The organism is Candidatus Melainabacteria bacterium, from assembly GCA_003963305.1.
GTDB lineage: Bacteria > Cyanobacteriota > Vampirovibrionia > Obscuribacterales > Obscuribacteraceae > PALSA-1081.
The window spans coordinates 104,355-124,481 of the sequence record RXJR01000032.1; the positions used below are offsets into that span (position 1 = coordinate 104,355).

The following is a 20,127-nucleotide window of genomic DNA, read 5'->3' on the forward strand; positions in this document are numbered from 1 at the left end:
CTGTAAATTCGATGAATTCCAACTCAGAACGCCTCAAAAAATCTGCTTTCAGACCTGGAAACTTTCAAGCGGCTTGCGAGTCCTGAGCTATGATCTAGTTAGGGTTTACAAGTTTCAGACCTTTCCAAGTCAATGCAACAGCAAAAAGCTGACCAGTCCAACAATTCCAACAAAGAATTTCTTAATTCTTTGAGCACGATTGTCTGGAAAATGGACATGCAGACTCGTTCTCTGACGCAAATCAACAACACCGTCTACCCGCTTCTCGGCTATACATGCGAGGAGTGCATTCAGAGCCAATCTTTGTGGGACGATACGCTGCACAAAGACGACAAAGCCAGGCTGAACAAAGATTTTCAGGAAGGCGCCACTTTTTACGATCGAGTTGTGCGCCGCCGCAAAAAAGACGGGAGTTTTCTCTGGCTGCGCGAAATTGTCAACATCGTTCAGGAAACCGGGAAACCGCCGCGCATGTTTGGCGTTTCACTAAATGCAGCGTCGGCTTTGCAACATCAAGACGATACGCAGATGATTCTGGACTCGGTACCAGCTATGGTCTGGTACAAAGATACGGAAAATCGCATCATTCTGGTCAACAAAGCAGCGGCTGCAGCTTCGGGCGTTAAACCAGAAGATCTGAACGGCAAATCGTGTTGGGAGCTTTACCCTGATGAAGCCGACCAGTATTACCAGGACGACCTCAGCGTCATAAATTCAGGCAAGCCCCGTATCGGCATCCTGGAGCAGGTTGTGGCCAGAGGCGGTGAAAAAATCTGGGTACAGACAGACAAGATTCCTTGTTTCGACGATAACGGCAAGGTTGTCGGCATCATCTGCTTCGTCATCGATGTCACTGACAACAAACTCAAACACGACGAGCTGAATCTGGCGCGTGCAGTGGCCGAACTGTCGTTAAAAGAGACAGAAGCACGACTGGACACTGTGACGCGCCATATGCCGGGTCTTATCTATCAGTTTAAGATTCACGCAGATGGTCGGCGATCTTTTCCTTATATGAGTGAAAGCTGTCGCGGCATGACTGAATACGGACCCGATGAATTGCAGGCCAATCCTGAGCTTGCGTTCGACATCATCCACGAAGAAGACCGCCCCTTACTGGCGCAAGCGATTCAAGAATCGATGGATACTATGGACATCTTCAAGTGGGAAGGTCGAATGGTCACGCCATCTGGAAAACTGAGGTGGGTGCAGGCTTCATCGACGCCAACCATTCAAAGCAACGGAGACGTCGTCTGGAACGGCATGATGATGGACATCTCTGATTTAAAAACGGCACAAGACAAAATCAAACACCTCAATCAAGATTTAGCACAGCGAGTAGGAATTCTCGCTGCTGTCAATCGCGAACTGGAGCTGCTCACACATAAGCTGGAAGTGGCATACGATCAGGCTCTGCAAGCATCAAGATTGAAATCCGAATTTGTGGCCAACATCAGTCACGAGGTGCGCACACCTATCAGTGCCGTGATTGGCATGTCTGATTTGCTCTTAGACACTGCCCTTTCGGACGAACAAAAGCAGTTTGCCAAAATCGTTAGAGAGTCAGCAGAATCGCTGCTGACAATCATTAACGACATCCTTGATTTCTCGAAAATAGAAGCAGGAAAAGTTGAACTCGAAAACATAGAATTCGAAGTGCATTCAATTCTCGAAAGTTGCGCAGAGCTACTTTCTTCAACAGCCAGGCGAAAAGGGCTGGAGCTGGTCACTGAAATAGATCCTCAGATACCCAAAACCCTTTCCGGCGACCCCGTCAGGCTGCGCCAGATCCTTTTGAATCTGACCAGCAATGCGATCAAATTCACGGAGCGGGGCGAAGTGACACTGCGTGCGGTGCGCATCAACACTGACAACAACGGACAGATCTGGCTGCGTATAGAAGTCATCGACACTGGCATCGGTGTTTCAGAAGAGGCGCGCCGACTTTTATTTCACCCTTTCGTGCAAGCAGACGGCTCGACCACGAGAAGATATGGCGGCACCGGACTGGGACTGTCGATCTGCAAAAATCTGGTCGAGTTAATGGGGGGTGAAATCGGTGTTGAAAGCCGTGAGGGAGAAGGTTCGACTTTCTGGTTCACAGTACCATTTACGTACGATCAAGACGATTCGATCCCGCCAGGCGATTTAAGAAGCGCACGAGTACTTATCGTCGATCAAGCGCAGGCAAGTCGAGTAATTTTAGAGAATTATTTCTCCGCAGCCAAAGTCTCCGTCACATTTGCAAGCACCAAAAACGCCACTATCGACTGCCTCAATCAGGCTTTCCAGGACACAGAGCCATTCAACATTGTCATTATCAATCTGGCAAACGAAGATGTGGATGGATTCGACCTGGCCAGTCAGATTCTGGAAACTCCGACGCTAGCGACTGCGAAGATAATTTTCCTGACCTCATTCGATGAGAGAGATAAAGTCAATAAAGCTCTTGCTATGGGGGTTTCAGCATGTCTCACTAAGCCGATACGGCAAACGCAGCTGATTGAAACGATACGTTCGCTTTGCCGAAGCAACGAGGCTGGGTACTTCGAGCCAAACTCCAGTCAAAACGGGAACGGATCGAAAGGGTCTAACGGGTCAGGACGAACCCTGTCGATGCCTCAAAAATCAGCTTCAGAAGCCGCCTTTCTCCTCACAAAATCAGTGTCAGCGGACACGACGCCTGTGGTAGCAGGGCTGCATCCTGCCTGCACGAAGCCTATCTTGCTGGCCGAAGACAATCCCGTTATGCAAGAACTGGGCGTGAGACAGCTAAAGAAGATGGGCATCGTCGCTGTGCCGGTCAGCTCGGGAGTAGAAGTAGTCGAAGCGATAAAGACAGGCGACTATTCGCTCATTTTGATGGACTGCCAGATGCCTGAGATGGACGGATTCGAAGCTACTCGCGCCGTTCGCGAAATAGAAAAATCTACTGGCAAGCATATTCCAATCATAGCCATGACAGCCAGCGCCATGCGTGGCGACCGCGAAAATTGCATCGCTGCCGGCATGGACGACTATATGAGCAAACCAGTTGGAAAACAGCAACTAATTGCAGTACTCGAACGCTGGCTGGGAAAGAATGCACCGCCCGCCCCGGAAACGATGAACTTCGCCCCAGAGCCGGCTGAAACTGACGCACCTCTAAACGTTGTCAAACTCACATCGCTCTACGGTGAACAGGGGCTGCCTGAGCTGCTGCGCTCATTTTTAGCCGAAGGTGAAAAACTGATCAAATCAATCAATCAACATATATGCGATCGGAATGATAAAGATTTAGCCACCGAAGCTCACCAACTTAAAGGGCTGTGCGCAGTCATGACAATCGAAGAGCTGGAAAAGCTCAGCCAGAAGCTTGAACAAGCTGCCAAGCAATCCTCTTGGGAACAAGCAGAGGTGATTTGCGAGCACATAGATGGCAGTTTTGCGACGGTAACGAATTTCATCAAGCGCTTGTTGGAATAAAAGCAGACAGGCATTGCAGCATATAATTTATTGGCAGCGATAGACTGCTCGACCCAATGTGGATTTCGTGCTCAGAATATTAGCGCTTGTTCTTTTGCTGACTCTGTTGGGAGTTCCGACTTTTGGTTGGTGGCTTGCACAACGGTCTTTGCCGGTCATGGACGGAATCGTCGCAGCACCGCAGCTTGTGCGTTCAGCTATGGTCAAATACGACGATCGCGGCATTCCGTACATCGAAGCATCCTCCGCGCACGACATATTTTTTACGCAAGGATACATAACTGCGTCGCAAAGAATGTTCCAAATGGATATTCTGCGCCGCACCGCTCTTGGTGAGTTATCAGGGCTGCTGGGACCGTCTTCACTGGCCGAAGACAAGTTGAACCGCACAATCGGATTCAATCGTATCGCTAAAGAAGAGTGGAAGAAAACGTCTCGAAAAACTCGTGCAGATATCCAGGCCTACTGTGACGGCGTTAATGCATATCTGTCAGCCAATCAAGGCAAGATCAGCCCTGAATTCTTGCTTCTAGGCAGTGAACCGAGCAAATGGAATCCGACTGATTCGATAGCTATCCTGAAATACAATCAATACACGCTGGAAGAATCATGGCGTCTGGACGACTTAAAGCAGCGAGTGCTGGATAAAATCGGCGATCAGCAGGCCGGCACTTTGTTCAGTCAAACATTCCAAAAGGACTTGATCGGACAAAACCTTAACCCCGCAGAAAACATTCGCGGAACAATCAGCGAATTGAGCAACTTTCCACGGGCTCCCCAATCTGCCTGGGGCAGCAACTCATGGGCGGTTGCCGCACCATTCTCTGACAGTAAAGGGGCGTTGCTCGCCTGCGACAAACACTCAGGCTTCACTTCGCCTGATGAATGGTTTATTTGTTCACTGGCATCAGGAGAAATGCACCTGGCCGGTGCCACCATACCTGGTGTGCCAGGAATTCTGATCGGGCGCAATGCAGACATAGGTTGGAGCAGCGTGGCTCTCAAGGCCGACACTCAAGACCTATTTCTGGAGCAGTTTGCCCCTCAATTTCCCGGTAAGTATCACAGCCCGACAGGCTGGGAGAACGTCGTCGAGCTGACGGAAGCGATTCCTGTGCGATTCGGCAAACCCCTGCTTCACAAAGTGCTGGTCACCAAACATGGACCCATCCTTTCCAAGACAGAGACGACGGGTGTCGCTCTCGCCTGGTCTGGTGCTGACTCAGGCACTACGCCAGTCTTCGATTCGATCTGGGCTATTAATCAAGCCAAGTCATGGCAAGATTTCAACGCCGCCTTATCGCATTATGCAGGTTCGGCGCAAACCTTTTTGTTCGTCGATAGACTGGGCAATATAGGCTACCAGTGCGCAGGGAACATACCAGTCAGAGTCGTTAACAACGGCAACCAGCTCATGCCGGGCTGGCAAGCCAACTCTGAATGGCGCGGAAGAGCAGCGTTTGCCAGCCTGCCTTCAGGATTCAAACCGGCGGCAAATTACGTTGTTGCCGACTCGCCCGCACTTTTCAATGGGTACAATTTCAACAATCCATTTCGCGCTATGCGCGTCGAAAGCGCTCTTGAGTCACTGAAAAAGAGCAACCAGAAAGTCGGTCTGCCTGACATGGCTTATCTGCAATGCGACCAGCTGGCCCATCTTTCCGCACTGGTGAAGAAAGAAGTAAAACAAGCCAGCACTCGCACCGAAAGCATCGACAAATTACAGCTTTCTGCCATCACTGCGCTTGACCAGTGGGACGGACAGATGACACCGAACAGCGTCGCTGCCAGCATCTACGAATCATTCATCATCACCTTTGCCAAACGCATACTGGAACCGAAGCTGGGCACGGAGATGACTCTGGAATACATGAGGCGCTATCCACGCTGGTCTGTGTTTGTCGAGCAAGTACTCAGTCAAAAACCTAAAGAATGGTTACCGCCTGAAGAGCGCACATACGAAACTTTTGTCCTCACCACATTTGGTGCGGCGATTAAGAACCTCACTGTTGCCTCAAAATCAGAAGACCAGAAACAATGGCAATGGCAGAAGTTCCACAAGATAAACTTTGATTCGCACCTGGCAGATGTATCACCCTGGTTGCACTCGGCAATCGGCACGTTTCTCGAAATTGCAGCAGTTGGAGTGGGTGGAGACGCAGATACAGTCAATGCTTGCAATGTCGACTTCCAGGCAGAGCCCTGGCTATTCAAATGCGACTCTGGTCCAACCGTGCGTTTGCTCATCGACATGGCAGACCCCGACCAATTTTTCGAATCAATTCCTTTAGGACAATCCGGTCACATTCTATCCTCGAATAGAGCAGACCAACTCAAACCCTGGTTAGAGGGGAAACCGCTCCCAGTAGCCTTCTCCAATGCCCAACTCGATAAACAACAAGAACACAAACTAATTTTGAACAATGAATGAGGATGCCGTGGTTAAAACAGAAAACAAGCTGAGTGAAGTTAACACCGAAATAAAAGGAACCAAAATGCAGAAAGTAATGGTGGCAGACGAAATCAGCTCCGAAGGCATCGACCTTTTGGAACAGGCTCTGACTGTCAACTACGATCCTAAAATCACTCCGGAAGAGCTGCTGGAGCAAATAGGCGAGTACGATGCAATATTGGTTCGCAGCCGCACCAAAGTCACTGCTGAAGTAATCAAACGCGGCACGAAGCTGAAAGTTATTGGTCGCGCCGGAGTGGGTGTAGACAATATCGATATCCTCGCCGCCACCGAAGCTGGTGTGCTCGTCATCAACTCACCTGAAGGCAACACGGCCAGCGCTGCAGAGCACACTGTGGCAATCATGATGTCGCTGGCGCGCTGCGTGCCTGCTGCAGACCAATCTCTCAAAGCCGGTAAATGGGAACGCAACAAATACATTGGCTGCGAGCTCTTCAACAAAACTCTCGGTGTGATTGGGCTTGGCAAAGTGGGCGGACGTGTCGCTCAAGCCTGCCAGGCAATGGGCATGAAAGTCATCGTTTTCGATCCTTTCTTCAGCCCCGAACGCGCAGCTCAATTGAATATTCAGAGCGTATCACTGGAAGAAATATGGAAGCGTGCTGATTTTATCACCATCCATACTCCAAAAACACGCGAAACGACCGGCTTGATCAGTGGTGCCGTTCTGCAGCGAGTCAAACCAGGCGTGCGCATCATCAACTGCTCACGTGGCGGCATCATCGATGAAGCCGCACTGGCCAAAGCTATCAAAGAAGGACGCGTTGCAGGCGCTGCCCTCGACGTTTTCGAGAACGAACCACCCAAAGACTCTCCGCTTCTGGAACTTGGCGATAAGGTAGTTCTGACTCCGCACCTGGGCGCATCGACCGTTGAAGCACAGTTCAATGTGGCCATCGATCTGGCGGAGCAGATGCGAGATTACCTCACCACAGGTCTGGCAAGAAGCCCAGTCAATTTGCCGTTCATGCGTCCGGAAGTGCTCAAGAGCCTGGGCAAATACGTCTGGTTGGCCGAAGCGATGGGCTCCATTGCAGGCGAGTTGAGCGAAGGCACAGTCAAAGAAATCGAAGTAATTGCATACGGCGGGCTGGCCCAGAAAGACACCAAACCACTGGCGGTAGCGGCACTTCGCGGCATGCTTCTGCGCAGAATGGAAAGCGTTACCTATGTCAACGCCGAACTGATCGCGAAAAACAACGGTATCCACGTGCGGGAGAGCAAGGGCGAACAATCAGGTCAGTTCAGAGAAGAGCTTTCGATCATGATTTCAACCGACAAAGGCGTCTCTTCGCTATCTGGAACAGTGCTGCCGCATGACGAACCGATCATTACATACATCAACGACCATCCAATCAACCTGACGCCTCAGCGCTATATGCTCTTCACCGCGCACAAGGATCAACCAGGCATGGTAGCGAAGGTTGCGGGTGCTCTCGGGAAATTTGACGTCAACATCTCTACAATGAGTGTAGGACGCAAAGGCGTTCGGGAAAATTCGGTAATGGTAATGACTTTAGACGACCCAATCAAACCAGAACTCGTAAAAGATCTCACAAACATCGATGGAATCCACATGGCAAAGTTTGTGTCGCTGCTGCCGGCTTCACATCTTCCTTCCTAGATGTCGCCGAAACGTGCCATAGCGTGGCTTCTAACTCTGGCGGTCAGTCTTCCGACTGTTGCGTTGGCACAGTCGCCGATAATTGATACTCAACCAATGCGGCTTCCTCCTAAAGAGAAGCCGCAGGTGCCTCTGCACAAAAAAGAGTTAAATTTGGAAGACTTGTTTCCGCACACGGAAATCCCCTATGCCTATCCCAACCCGGTCGATCTGCAGAATATGACCGTGGGCGGTCTGAGCGAAAAAAACACGACAACACTAGGTGCAAACCTCTTCATTGTCGTAGACAACACCAAATACAACACCATAGCTGAACTGTACCGCGCCAATCGGCTGAAGAAGAAAAGCAATTTCGTCACAGTGGACGCGCTCATGCACTCATTCCTTGCCATGCGAAACGGCATGCTGGCAAACATGATAGAAGAACATCTTCTGCCTGAATTGAGAGCTTTGCTGGCGGGTATGTTGAAGGCAACGTCGGCTGACTACAAGGAAGCAGATGATGCAGACGTTCGAGCGGACCTGGAAAAGAATCTGGCATTTTTGAGCGTCGGGCTACGACTGTTGGATCCGGGCTTACCATCACCAACGATGGCAGGAGCGACAGCCATGGCCGATCGCGAATTGCACAACATTCTCTCGTATCAAAACAGAAAATCTGCAATCTTTGGTGTCGAGGAAGACTTCTCAGCTTATAAGCCATACGGCTGGTACGACAGTTCTCGCAGACTGCAAAATTTCTTCCGGGCAAAACAGTGGCTATCGCGTGTCGGATTTCCCCTCTCTGAAGGATCAGCTGCAGACGGCGGTGGAGATTCATTCAGGCGCTCCGCCCTGCTCTTTCGGGCCCTCGACAAGAGTATGGCTGGAGAACAAGCGGGGTTGCAGGTCTGGCAACGAATCAATACGATGATGGCGCAACTTGGTGCTCCAATCACAACCGAAATTAAAACACTGACGCCGACAGACTATCGGGAAGTTTTCAAATCAACCGGCGGCGATTCAAGAATGTCTCTACAGGGTCTGGCTGAGCCTTTCTACCGAACCAAATTGCTGCTCTCGGTGAGACGACAACGACCGATGCAAATCTCATCCACATCTATTTTCGACATCGAATCGAGTCACCCTGAAAGAGCCACGCAAGCAGCCTTTAGACTTTTTCCGATCATAGAAGTAGCAGAGTTGCCCTGGTTAAAGCAGCGCGGACACAACTTCGTCCAGGGAGGAGAGGTGCCGGCACCACCTCTTGCACTGCTGGTTATGCACGCACACGGTATTACACAAGCCACAAATGTGCTCGGCGAAATGATATGGAAACTGGATCCGACACTGGTTAATGTGATACCAGATTTGATGCAATCAGTAAAAAAGCAGGCGACCCGCGACGTTGTCTGGCAAGTCCTCGGCTCATACTTTAAGATGCCGGTTGAAGCCGTGCAGGGCGTTTTGAAAACAAATTTCTGGATGACTCGAAAACTTGAAAGTGGCTTCGGCGCCTGGCTGGATAATCAGATTGCGCTGGAGCCGGCCGTGCCACAAAAAAATGACGAAGATAGTATGGGCGTAAATGCTGCTCCAGAGGCGCAGTCAAATAGCGCTGGTGCTGGCGCATTACCAGGTTCAGTCCCGCGTGCAGGTGCAGGTCCAGCCCCACATGCAGCTGCAGGTGCAGCCCTCCGTACAGGTGCAGGTGCAGTCGCAAATGCTGTTGGCACTCCACCGCTTAAGCATTATGTGGAGCCCGCACCGGAAGCCTTTCGTAATATGAGAACGGAACTACAACGACTGAATATCCAGATGAGCGGACTCGGTTATAGTGCAAAAAAATATCAACAACGCATCCAGGATCTGACTCAATTACTGGAAAGGCTGGAAACAATCGCAACGCGTGAAATCAACGGATTGAGCCCCTCACCGGCGGACGCAACCTTTCTGGGGCAAATTGATCTGGCTCTGGAAAAGTTCTCACCGCCGACAGCTGGAAGCCTATTTCTTGATACTGGAAACGTCAATGAAAATGAACCCAGAGGGAGCACTGCATCCGGTGCCACGTTGGCGCTGGGGCATCCTGCGATGCTGTTCATCATATTCCAGAGCGGTCGCTCGCTGACCGTAGCAAGAGGCGCCATGTACAGCTATCACGAGTTGCCCGGCGGTCCTATAAAACCGGAGCATTTAGAAAGAAAAATGGAATTTGGATTTTTATCGCCGCCCAACTGGGCCGAACAATTCGAAGTAATTCAGGATCAACCAGCAATTGGAGGAAACTAATGCGCGGCAAAGTGCTTTCAACTCTATGCAGTCTTGGTGTTTGCTTTTCAACACAGACTCCGGTCTGGTGTGAAGATGGGCTGCCGAACTCGGCAGTGGCATCCACTCAACCGGTCGCAGCAGCCCCTCAACCGGTCGCCCCATCTACACAACCGGTCGGAGCGGCGGCACAATCAGCCGCGTCGGCGTCTAAGCCGACTGCAGATCCAAAAGCCATTGAGGAACAGCTTCGGGACTTGTTCGACACTATCAAAAAGGTGTCCCACGCCGCTCAAAACCTGCAGTCGGAATGCAATCGTTCGTACAACGCAGATGCAATAGACAATTTGGTCATGGACCCGTGGATGACGGGAGAACCAGGGCTGATGAATGTAATGCCACCACCGTTTCCGGGCGCCTTGAAACCCCTTCCGGCTCGAAAGAAGTGGATTGACTACGACCAGAATCAGATTACTCAGCTGCTGCGGATATTGACCAATGAGGTCAACGCCCTGGGCGGTGCCGCGTCAATAGATAGCAGCATAAAAGTGACAATCGAAATCTTGCAAGACAATATGCAACAGGTCGACGAACAATATGCGCGGCTGACTGCGCTCACCAATCCAAGCACTTCCGACGCGAAGGGTAATCCGAACTACGACAAAACGGCAATCACAAGAACCGCGCAAGCGCTCAAAGACGAAGCTTCCGGCATGAACGAAATTCGCAAAAGACTTTTGCGTCAACTCAAGGAAATATCCAAAGACAACTAATTTGGATAGCGATCGGGCTGCGCGCACCATCTTGGATAATTTCGGCTTAGGGGTTTGCACCTTTTTGCTTAGGGGTTTGCATGGCGCCAATGCTTTATAGGACGTAACCTCAAGCTTACCGGAAGGTAATTTTGTTTTATTACAACGAACTTCGAACTTCGAGAATGAGAATTTGACAGGGTTTCGCGTCACCAGTGGGAATTACACCACTTGTCACACACGACTTTCTCATACACTATAGAACTCCAAGGCAGTCAGACGTTCGTGCGCGCTTTCGACGCGTCCGACCGGATTTCGTACAGGACTTTACTACCGATGAACACGATTCCTGGCCGAGCCATGAAAATAAGTCCTGCGTTCGATGGCGAAATCACGCAGCGAACGAAAGTACCTGGGCCTGCTCGCGTCCAGATGGACCGGATGGCGTTTCAGCCCGACGGACCGATCACTAAGTGGGAACAAGACAACTTCTACAAAGGCGAGGAACTGCCCTCTGAGAGCACCGGCATCTCAAAGCTGGCGATGCAGTATCTCGAACAGGGACGCGGAGAAGAAGCAGAAAAGCTCTTTATTCAAGCCTTGCAGGTGAGTGAGCAATCGCTCGGGGCTGTCGACGGAAGCCTCGAACGTAGCCTTGAAGAACTGGCATGGTTTTATTGCAATCGCGGCAAGTATTCACAGGCAGAACCGCTGGTGCGGCGTCTGGTCGAATTTCGCGCACGCAATCTGGCGCCAAACGACTCTTTGCTTGTTCGCACAATCGACCAACTGGCAAGCATTTACGAAAACGGCAACGCGCCACTGAAAGCCGAGTCGATATATCGCTATCTGCTCAAGTTGCAGGAAGAAGCTTTGCGCTCTGACGATTTAGTGATTTCGTTCACGCTCAAAAGACTGGCGGAGTGCTATGTTCGCCAGGGCGCATATCCCGCTGCTGAAAGCATTTACCTGCGCGCCCTGACCATTGAAGAAATAAATTTCGGTGCGTACGGCGTGGAAGTTAGCAGTACGCTGCAAGACCTGGCAAATGTCTATCAGGCACAAAACAGACTCGATTTAGCGGCATTTGTACTGACTCGCCAACTGACCATTCTCGAGGGCATTCATGGACCGGACGGGCTGAGCGTTGCTAGTTGCCTTCTCAAGCTTGGCGATCTCTACACTCAGATGAATCGCAAAGACGAAGGCGAGCCAATGTACATGCGAGTGTTATCCATTTACGAAAATGCGTATGGCAAACACACTAACACAGTGCAATCGCTGACACGCAAGATTCACCAACTTTATGCACCGGCACAGAATCATCAAAAGTCACCACCCCAAGATTTCTCTGTCACCGTGACCAACTATCGAATTCCAGCTCAATAGAAGAGACGGATTTGCTGCGACCAAACAGCCAACACCCGCACCGCTGCCGGTGCCGCCTTCTGTCCGAATGGAGATGAATGGCAGCACTACTTTTTCAAGTACTTAACGATGCACCATATACAGTGCCACAATTATAAATTTCAAAACGAATATAACAAAATGATGAAACTTATGCAGTTCCCTCCTCTGGAACTAGAGATTTTTGCCCCAACTTCCAGACAGAGTAAGACTCTTTGACTATGCGAGACCAAAAGAACGCAGACTTCACGTGCAGTGATGAAGCGTTATTGGTGCGCATAAATGAGGAATGTTGTACTTAGAGCGATGAACGCCAAAAACAATGTGCTAACATCACACCACTACCGGTGTGGCTCAATGGCGACATCAAATTAGTTTGGAGGTGCCCATGAAAGCGAAATCTTTCACGACAAAATTGGATTCCGGAAGCAAATTCATGTCGTTGCCGTTCCGCACCGTATTCTTGTCGTTGATGCTGGCTGTTCCACTTTGCATGACAATGAGCAGTGCCGCTTCTGCTGATGTCATTCAAACCTTAGGCGCTTGCAACGGGGGCAAAGCAGAATTTATCGGCACTCAGAGGAGGGGGCGCGCCCAACTGACCTCGTTCGGACCAAATTCTTATGCCGGTTTCTATCTCAATGGCATCGCAGGCACAACAATACAAAGACTTCAGGCTCTACTTGTCGACTTCGTGCCGCCTCGAGACGCTTCAACTTATGAAATTACACTTCGAGTCGCTGTAGCCGGGCAACCAAACAAAGTGCAAAATTTCACCGTCGGCGCCGACAGTAATCCCAACCTGCCAAATATAAGTACGGGGAACGCTGGAGACTTATACAGGCTCGACATTGACGGCAGCGACCTGGTTGGGAAAAAATCAAAGCTTTCGCCAAAAGACACCATCACCAAACTGTCTTTCATTTACAACGCAACAGATAAGGTTAACGGACAAGGGACCGTTTGCTCCACTGTAAATGTTATCTACAATCAACAACTTGTGCCCTTATCTCTCGACCCACCGACATGCAACCTGAAGTAACGGAACGATGGGCAGGAGAAATACCTGCCCATCGCCTTTGGCGCTGAAAGCAGACTTACTTCTGAGCAACCATCTCGGACATCTTCTGCCACCGGTCAGGAATCGGTTCAAGACGATCCATCGATTGAAACGGAATCATCCAACCTGGATATTCCGGCGGTAACTCGCTAACCGCATCAAGCAGCTTCATCTCGTCTTCGCTCAACTTTATATCGACTGCGCCGAGATTATCCTGCAATTGTTGTGCGTTCCGCGCACCGATAATAATCGAAGTGACAACGGGTTTCGCAAGCAACCATGCAAGGGAAACTTTTGCGGCACTGCAGTTATGTGCTTTTGCAATAGGTGCGATCACATCCAGAATTCTCCAGGCACGCTCTTTATCAACGAGCGGGAAATCGAATTCAGATCGGCGTGAGTTTGCAGGTTTCTGATTTTCTCGACTGAACTTTCCTGACAGTAAACCACCTGCTAGCGGGCTCCAGACCAATAAAGCGGTCTTCTCATGCTCGAGGAGGGGCACAATCTCACGCTCAAGTTCTCGACCGGCGATGGAATAATAAGCTTGCAAACTGTCTATACGAGCAAGATTTTTGTATTCGGAAATTCCCAGGGCTTTGGCAATGCGCCAGGCCTGCCAGTTTGAGACCCCGATGTAGCGAACTTTGCCCGAATTAACGAGAGCATCGAGAGCACGAAGAGTCTCATCAATCGGAGTCACGGTGTCTGTGCCATGAATCTGGTAGAGATCGATGTAGTCGGTTTGAAGACGATGAAGACTCGCATCAACCGCATCGAGGATGTGCTTTCTCGACGCACCTACGTCATTGCGACCAGGTCCCATTCTTCCGTAGCACTTTGTTGCAATAACAACATCTTTCCGCTGAATGCCCAGATTGCGAAAAGATTGACCAAGAATTTCTTCGCTACCGCCTTCGGAATAGACGTCTGCAGTATCGAAAAAGTTGACGCCGGCATCAATGCAGGCTTTGATGAGATCGTCGGCTTCAGCCTGATCCGAACCACCAATCATTTTGAACGGGCCATTGCCACCATGAAAAGTCATGGCACCAAAACAAAGCGTTGAGACGAGTAAACCAGTATTTCCTAGAGTTTTGTACTGCATTTTTAAACCTTCTTGTTGAATCCGCACAGAAGAGGTCTGATGCAGAGCATCAGATATGGTGGCGGAATGAATAAAAAATCCTGAGTGGTCTTCACCGAGAATGCATACATTCAACCATAGACCGAATGTTCATTCTAGTACCCCAAAAAAAGATTTGGATTAATCGTCCGAAATAGCAGACCATGAAGCATGCGCGACCTTTATGACGTCTTCAGATGAAATATTGACGTCTTTTTTGGCCAACTGTCGAGCTGTTCCAAAAGAGAATTCGTGGATGGCGGATATGGGTAAATCTTTCAGTACACCGCCCTCGCTTCTGGGGCGAAATGCCTTCATAAAAGCAACCAGTTCAGGCCGCATTTCGGACTGCTCGCCGGCTTTCGAGGGCGTACAGTAAGTGGAGCTTTCGTACAAATCGAGAAATTTAGTTTCCCGTTGATGGGTGCGATAAAAGTTATAGGCGTTGATATAAGTTTGAATGTAGGCTTGCTTGAAGGGTACGTCGAACTTTTGCCCCTCCAGCATAAACTGCAATTTCATTGATTTGACATGTTCATAGACAGCCTGAAGCACCTCATCTTTGCTGGCAAAGTAGTGATAAATCACTCCGGCACTGGCGCCGGCGCGCTTAGCCAGTAGAGACATCGGGGCATCGTGGAACCCACGCTCGACAACCAGGTCAAGCATCGCTTCGATGATTGATTCACGCTTGTCTTTGGGTGGACTTGTTTTCTGGAGCACCATCTGGAGCCGCTTGCTGAGGACTGCTAACTCGACATTTTAATCATAACAACAGGCAATGTCCAATGGTGTGATCTGCGAACCTGCACAATCCTCACAAGAATTGCAAATGTTTTCGACATCAAAGAACCAGGTCGATCAAGATCTCCGCACCATATGCAGTGCGCAAGATAGATTCAGATTGAAGTAGGCTCAAATCGCTCCACGCTCAACGAAAAGAACAGCAACAGTCTATGCAGTCAACTAACAAACAGTAGCTGCTTTACTTACCCAGCGTCGACTGGATCTGTGAATCCTAGTATTCCATGCGGGGTGTTCCAGAATCTGGAGCAGGTACTTCAAGCACAGTTTTGCCGTCAGGACCTTTTCTATAGGTGACATTTCCAACGTCACATCCGTTCGGACCGGGCTTCACTATAACAGTCCCATTTGGTCCGGGAGCAACGTTACCGCAGTCAGAACCGGCTCCGCCTGGCGACGAGATAACGAACCTTGATTCTCCACTCGCTTGTGCCATCCTCACTGGAGCGTCCCCATTTGTGTTCGACCGATCCGAAGCAATTGAAAAATTGCCAAAAGCAGCCGGCATCGAAGCACCCGACATAGCCGTGCGAGCTGCACTCACGTCCGCAAGACTACTAGCTGCAAGACCAGCTTGAGCAATCGGCTGAGCATGATCTTTGACGAACGAACGATCAACCTCGACAGGATGAAATGCCATCGGCATGTACCTCGAAAAGATTTTTGAGCACTAGTAAAAGCAAGTAAAAACTTACCTGCCAACAGGATACAGTCCACCTCGTCAAATATTCGTCAAACGAATAAGTGCACTACTTTCGATTTTCAGAAATGGTTCGCTGAATGTCGGGATCATTTGGTGCCAATTCGTAAGCAGCACCGATCTCTTTTTCAGCAGCATCGCGGTCTTTTTGGTTGAGCAGTGCCAGCCCTAATTGATAGTGAGCATCAGCATCTTTGGGGTCGATCTCAACGGCTTTCTGGAAAGCTTCTTTCGCTTTTTTGTCGTCACCTTCAGCCATGTAAGCGCGACCAAGACCGATGTACCCCGGAGCAAATTTTGGTGCCTGACCAACAAACTCAGTAAATGCGCCGACTGCTTCTGGTCCCTTGAGCAGCATTATTTCCGAAAATCGATTCTCTAGACCAGCTGATAGTGAGGGTTTCGGTCCAAGATTGAGATCGACCAACTCAGCTTTCATGCGTGCAGCTTCGCCCTGCAATGGTCCAAGTTTAACGTGATGGAAGGTTCGAGCAGCACCAGCAGGAACCTGATCTGGAACGCCGACAACACCAGTTGCAGCTGCATTTCCATCGGGTCCGCTAATCGTGTATTTGAACTGGATTTTGTCCACCCAGAACGGATTCAGATTCGAGACATTCACATCGACTCTGGCAATGCCATCTTGCAGATCGGGGTCTTTCAGGTTAACAGCAACATTGCCGATAGCTGCATTCTTGCCCATGTTCATGAAGAACATAACCAGGTTGTAGCCACCAAATATGACACCAATCGCTACAATGGCAAGTAAGATCCGAATTGGACCTTGCTGCAACAGGGGTGTTGAAATTTCACGGGCCTGACGGTCCATGAAGTCAGTTTTGATACGTTGTTCTTCTTCCACTTTATTCTTCTTGCGGCTGCGGTATTTCTGTAGTTGGTTGCTGAACGCGCACTGGAGCTGCCGAACGTTGTCTGAAAGCCGTAGCGGCTTTATATCCGTCCATATAATCCAGGCGCAAACGTCCATCAGGATCCTGATAGTACTGACGAAGAATCTGTTCGAAATTCCATCCACGGGCAGCCAGCATGTCTGCGCCGTGCTGGCTCAGCCCTCGGGAACCGTTTCCAGGTCCGCGATAGGTGAAGACCCAGTTCGGACCAGATTCGACGACATCGATAATTCCAGCAGTATCGAAACCGAGGCGTCGAGCTAATTCCACCCCATACACGTCAGCGGTTTTCTTGGCGCCCATAACCTGGATGCTACGAGCATTTGCATTGGCATCCCACTGTTTGACGGTCACACCAACGATATTCTGCACTCCCGTCAATTTCTCGAGCGTCGTAGTTGGCACTGCTTTCTTGCGAATATTGAGATTCTCATAGGCGTCTCCCACCCATGCTCTGTAGAAGCCGGGTTTCACCCTTCCTGAGTCTTTCAAGATAATGCCTTGCGTTTCACGAATAGCTCGGTCGGTACTGGCAGCTTCTGCAGCCCGTCCCTTGTACGCCTGGTCGCGCACATCAGGCACAACGTCGTAACCTTCGCTTTTCAGCCACTTTGAATTCGGACCCAGGTGAGCATAAGCATAGCTGCGCGCAGCCACTGCCTGCGCCTTCAACGCTTCCAGATGCCAGCTAGAAGGCATTTCAGACGGCACGACGCCCATCAAATAATTTTCCAGGTCGAGAAGATTAATCACGGTCAGCGAGTTTCGGAAATGAATTATCTCGAGCGAACCGCGATACCACTTACTGTCACACCAGATCTGGTAATCACGAGAAGCGATGCGGGTGCGCTTATCCATTGGCAGTGCACAGCTTCGCCCTGTTGCATATTCAGTGATGCGCCCGTTGGCTATCTGATAGACCAGTCCAGGCTGCAAAGTAAAAATCGGTGTAAAGTCGACAAAGACTGCTCCCGGAGCCCAGACGGCGATGCGGGTCGACCCTTTTCTATTCCCAATTCCTACACGTACCGGGTATAACATCGGCGGGTAGGGTGGAAAGTTCACCTGGCTCAAGGAATCATAGCCGGTATTTGCCGGAGCCCTTTTTGCAGCTTCCGCGTCTAATTTCAGAACATAGTTAGTAAATAAGAGTATGCCGAGGAGGGCGGCAATTCGAAAAACCGACCGTTGCCAGGAAGCCGGAGACTTGAAGCTTTGGATTAAACTGTCACGGAAGGGAAATGCCAAAGCGGTCTCTTACACTCAGTCGATAACATAATGTCGATAATACTATGAAGGGTGCGCGAAAAACGCGCACAGTGAAAATGAAAAAGTTGCTTATTGTTGATGATGAAGTCGAAATCGCTAACTCGATTCAATATGTAATGAATCAAGAGGGTTTCGCGACGATGCTTGCGCACGACGGAAACAAGGCTATACAGCTCGTAGAAGCAGAAAAGCCCGACCTGATTATTCTCGACTTGATGATGCCGGGTCTGGACGGCTACGAGGTCTGCAGGCGCGTCAGAGCAAGCGATAGAAAAACTCCGATTCTCATGCTGACAGCGCGTACTTCCGAGATCGACACAGTTGTAGGTCTGGAACTCGGCGCCAACGACTACATCTCAAAACCGGTCCGCATCCGCGAGTTGGTCGCCCGCGTCAAGGCTCATCTTCGTGAAAGCCCAGTGGCAGCGCCATCTCAGCCCAAGGGCATTCGACTGGGAAATCTGGCAATCGACATGGATAGCCGCACAGTGCAGGTTGGCAACCAGCAGATTGACCTGACTTTCAAAGAATTCGAGTTGCTCGCAGCCATGGCGAAGCATCCAAATCGAGTATTCACGCGCGATCAGCTCTTTGCGCAGGTCTGGGGATCAGACTTTCTGGGCGAAAGCAGAACAGTCGATGTACACATTAGATATTTGCGTGAAAAATTAGAAGAAAATCCAAGTCAGCCAAAACATATTTTGACCGTTCGCGGCGTCGGGTATCGACTCGTCTGGGACTGATAAACCTCACAGGTTGCCAGTAGGGGAATTCCCCCACCCTCAAGGGCCCACAAGGCTTTCCGGGCAATGTGATGCGTAGTTTTCCCAGTGACAGGCCGGGTTCGGTCCAATAAACTTTTGACATTGGATCGGAAAAGCTAAATGTCGGAGCCGCCCACAGTCTCGCTGGGCGCCCTTAATGTCGCCCCCAACGACGGAAACACCCAATAGATGAAATTCTCGGCAATCTTGGTCAGCCTAAGTCTTCCTCTCGCAGCTCAGAGCGCGGCACAAGCGGAAGAAAGTGGAACAGCTGATTTCCTGAAGTCCAGCCTGTCGACGACATCGGCACCGGTCAAAGCTCAACGCAGCAAGATTGTGCTATCTGCTATGAAACCGCAAGCAGCGGAAATGAAACCCGCCTATGGCGTGAAACTGCGCCCCTTTGTACCAAACCGGAAATTGCCCAGCAAGCGCGACCTGGAACTTGAGCTGCTCGCTCAGACTCCGCGCATGGCTGCTCCGCCACAAGCCTCGCTATCCGGGCAGATCAGCGAATTCGGCATGCAATCTATGACAGAGATGCCGCGCTCATATGACCGATCGATCTCTACCTACGACGCCGCTACTCTCAATCGCTATGCGGCACCGCGTGTCACTCCCAACCAGGTCATCGCAACTCCAGGGCAGGTCCGTGTCAATCGACAGATGCGCAAACCCGTCGCGCATCCAATGTCTTTCCAGCCGCAAGTCGCGAGCAGCAACAGTGCTAACGATTGGCTTGGACAGCCGAAAGCCGGCGAGCGCATGATTCGTCAGGGCGGCGCACTCCTGGCTCAAGCTCCAGCAGCCATTCCTTCTGAGGAACGCCTAGCCGATCTCGGCTATCCGAGCCCCGAAGAAATAGCCACGCCACCGGCTCCAATGCCTTCGAGCTCAGGCAACGACATAATTCGTCCGCCACAACTGCAAAATCAACTCGAATCGGAACAGGGACCGGGTCCAGCTCCATTCCCCCTCAGCCTGCTGCCTCAGGATCAACTCAAATCGCTGATCCGCAGCCGCGTCAAGAATAAAGTACAAGCGCCGCCAGCCTATTTCGGCTCCTGGCATGGACCGCAACAAGCAAGCAGCCTGCCCCCAGGCGGCTTCCAGACCCACATGCGTTCGCATGGATTCGCGGCTCCTGCGCCCGCTTCAAACTATTCGCACTTTGCACCAAGAGCAAGCAAACCGCACAGCGCGCCAGGTCGAGCCAGCATGATGCAGGCAGTAAACCAAAAGCCGCACCAGGAAATGCGCATCGCGGTCTATCCGCCCTACGCCCATCAGCCGCCACTGGCACAGTAGCGCCTATCTGACACGAATTTTTCGGTCCCTCAGCCAACCGATATCGCTTTAAATTTCCAACGTTGCAAACGGATATCGGTCCGCTGCAATTTGCCGATCTTTTGGTAAACCGATATCAGTCCGCCGCATTTGCCGATTTTTCGTAAACCGATATCGGTCCGCCGCATTTGCCGATTTTTCGTAAACCGATATCGGTCCGCCGCATTTGCCGATT

14 protein-coding genes are annotated in these 20,127 nt (G+C 50.6%); 9 read left to right on the forward strand and 5 right to left on the reverse strand.

Going from position 1 to position 20,127, the window contains the following annotated elements:
* The first annotated feature begins 132 nt into the window (after positions 1-132).
* The 7 genes from EKK48_28280 to EKK48_28310 all read left to right on the forward strand — a co-directional run bounded on the left by EKK48_28280 (position 133) and on the right by EKK48_28310 (position 13,013).
* Positions 133-3,465, forward strand: coding sequence for a response regulator (locus EKK48_28280; protein ID RTL35594.1), 3,333 nt, complete (start codon positions 133-135; stop codon positions 3,463-3,465).
* Positions 3,466-3,532: 67 nt separating this feature from the next.
* A complete protein-coding gene (locus tag EKK48_28285) occupies positions 3,533-5,896 on the forward strand; it encodes a penicillin acylase family protein (protein RTL35595.1) in 2,364 nt (787 codons plus the stop codon).
* Positions 5,897-5,960: 64 nt separating this feature from the next.
* The gene (locus EKK48_28290; GenBank protein ID RTL35767.1) at positions 5,961-7,562 is read left to right on the forward strand and encodes a phosphoglycerate dehydrogenase; all 1,602 of its coding nucleotides are present in this window, start codon (positions 5,961-5,963) and stop codon (positions 7,560-7,562) included.
* Complete coding sequence (locus tag EKK48_28295) at positions 7,563-9,833, forward strand: DUF3160 domain-containing protein (protein RTL35596.1); 2,271 nt, start codon at positions 7,563-7,565, stop codon at positions 9,831-9,833.
* Complete coding sequence (locus EKK48_28300) at positions 9,833-10,585, forward strand: hypothetical protein (GenBank protein RTL35597.1); 753 nt, start codon at positions 9,833-9,835, stop codon at positions 10,583-10,585. Before EKK48_28295 ends, EKK48_28300 begins: the two co-directional genes overlap by 1 nt.
* A gap of 315 nt (positions 10,586-10,900) precedes the next feature.
* Positions 10,901-11,953 (forward strand): tetratricopeptide repeat protein, encoded by a 1,053-nt coding sequence (locus EKK48_28305; protein ID RTL35598.1) that lies wholly within the window; start codon positions 10,901-10,903, stop codon positions 11,951-11,953.
* 406 nt (positions 11,954-12,359) lie between these two features.
* The gene (locus EKK48_28310; GenBank protein ID RTL35599.1) at positions 12,360-13,013 is read left to right on the forward strand and encodes a hypothetical protein; all 654 of its coding nucleotides are present in this window, start codon (positions 12,360-12,362) and stop codon (positions 13,011-13,013) included.
* A gap of 55 nt (positions 13,014-13,068) precedes the next feature.
* On the opposite strand, the gene EKK48_28315 is transcribed toward EKK48_28310, so the two are convergent.
* The 5 genes from EKK48_28315 to EKK48_28335 form a co-directional block, all read right to left on the reverse strand.
* Positions 13,069-14,139, reverse strand: coding sequence for an aldo/keto reductase (locus tag EKK48_28315; protein RTL35600.1), 1,071 nt, complete (start codon positions 14,137-14,139; stop codon positions 13,069-13,071).
* 159 nt (positions 14,140-14,298) lie between these two features.
* Positions 14,299-14,883: a TetR/AcrR family transcriptional regulator gene (locus tag EKK48_28320; GenBank protein ID RTL35601.1), complete on the reverse strand. Its 585-nt coding sequence runs from the start codon at positions 14,881-14,883 to the stop codon at positions 14,299-14,301.
* 292 nt (positions 14,884-15,175) lie between these two features.
* Positions 15,176-15,601 (reverse strand): hypothetical protein, encoded by a 426-nt coding sequence (locus EKK48_28325; protein RTL35602.1) that lies wholly within the window; start codon positions 15,599-15,601, stop codon positions 15,176-15,178.
* 109 nt (positions 15,602-15,710) lie between these two features.
* Positions 15,711-16,649 carry a tetratricopeptide repeat protein gene (locus EKK48_28330; GenBank protein RTL35603.1) on the reverse strand — a complete coding sequence of 313 codons (939 nt, stop codon included), beginning with the start codon at positions 16,647-16,649 and terminating at the stop codon, positions 15,711-15,713.
* Entirely contained in the window at positions 16,525-17,820 is a 1,296-nt protein-coding gene (locus tag EKK48_28335) for a SpoIID/LytB domain-containing protein (protein RTL35604.1), read from the reverse strand. The genes EKK48_28330 and EKK48_28335 overlap by 125 nt, the downstream gene beginning before the upstream one ends.
* A gap of 77 nt (positions 17,821-17,897) precedes the next feature.
* On the opposite strand from EKK48_28335, the gene EKK48_28340 reads away from it, so the two are divergent.
* Together EKK48_28340 and EKK48_28345 are read left to right on the forward strand one after the other, a co-directional pair.
* The gene (locus EKK48_28340) at positions 17,898-18,584 is read left to right on the forward strand and encodes a response regulator transcription factor (protein ID RTL35605.1); all 687 of its coding nucleotides are present in this window, start codon (positions 17,898-17,900) and stop codon (positions 18,582-18,584) included.
* A 210-nt stretch (positions 18,585-18,794) separates the two neighbouring features.
* Positions 18,795-19,913 (forward strand): hypothetical protein, encoded by a 1,119-nt coding sequence (locus EKK48_28345; protein ID RTL35606.1) that lies wholly within the window; start codon positions 18,795-18,797, stop codon positions 19,911-19,913.
* Positions 19,914-20,127: the final 214 nt, after the last annotated feature.

Coding starts and splice junctions, on each gene's coding strand:
- EKK48_28280 (RTL35594.1), top strand. CDS start 133: ATGCAACAGCAAAAAGCTGACCAGTCCAACAATTCCAACAAAGAATTT.
- EKK48_28290 (RTL35767.1), top strand. CDS start 5,961: ATGCAGAAAGTAATGGTGGCAGACGAAATCAGCTCCGAAGGCATCGAC.
- EKK48_28295 (RTL35596.1), top strand. CDS start 7,563: ATGTCGCCGAAACGTGCCATAGCGTGGCTTCTAACTCTGGCGGTCAGT.
- EKK48_28300 (RTL35597.1), top strand. CDS start 9,833: ATGCGCGGCAAAGTGCTTTCAACTCTATGCAGTCTTGGTGTTTGCTTT.
- EKK48_28305 (RTL35598.1), top strand. CDS start 10,901: ATGAACACGATTCCTGGCCGAGCCATGAAAATAAGTCCTGCGTTCGAT.
- EKK48_28310 (RTL35599.1), top strand. CDS start 12,360: ATGAAAGCGAAATCTTTCACGACAAAATTGGATTCCGGAAGCAAATTC.
- EKK48_28315 (RTL35600.1), bottom strand. CDS start 14,139: ATGCAGTACAAAACTCTAGGAAATACTGGTTTACTCGTCTCAACGCTT.
- EKK48_28320 (RTL35601.1), bottom strand. CDS start 14,883: ATGGTGCTCCAGAAAACAAGTCCACCCAAAGACAAGCGTGAATCAATC.
- EKK48_28325 (RTL35602.1), bottom strand. CDS start 15,601: ATGGCATTTCATCCTGTCGAGGTTGATCGTTCGTTCGTCAAAGATCAT.
- EKK48_28330 (RTL35603.1), bottom strand. CDS start 16,649: ATGGACGTTTGCGCCTGGATTATATGGACGGATATAAAGCCGCTACGG.
- EKK48_28340 (RTL35605.1), top strand. CDS start 17,898: ATGAAAAAGTTGCTTATTGTTGATGATGAAGTCGAAATCGCTAACTCG.
- EKK48_28345 (RTL35606.1), top strand. CDS start 18,795: ATGAAATTCTCGGCAATCTTGGTCAGCCTAAGTCTTCCTCTCGCAGCT.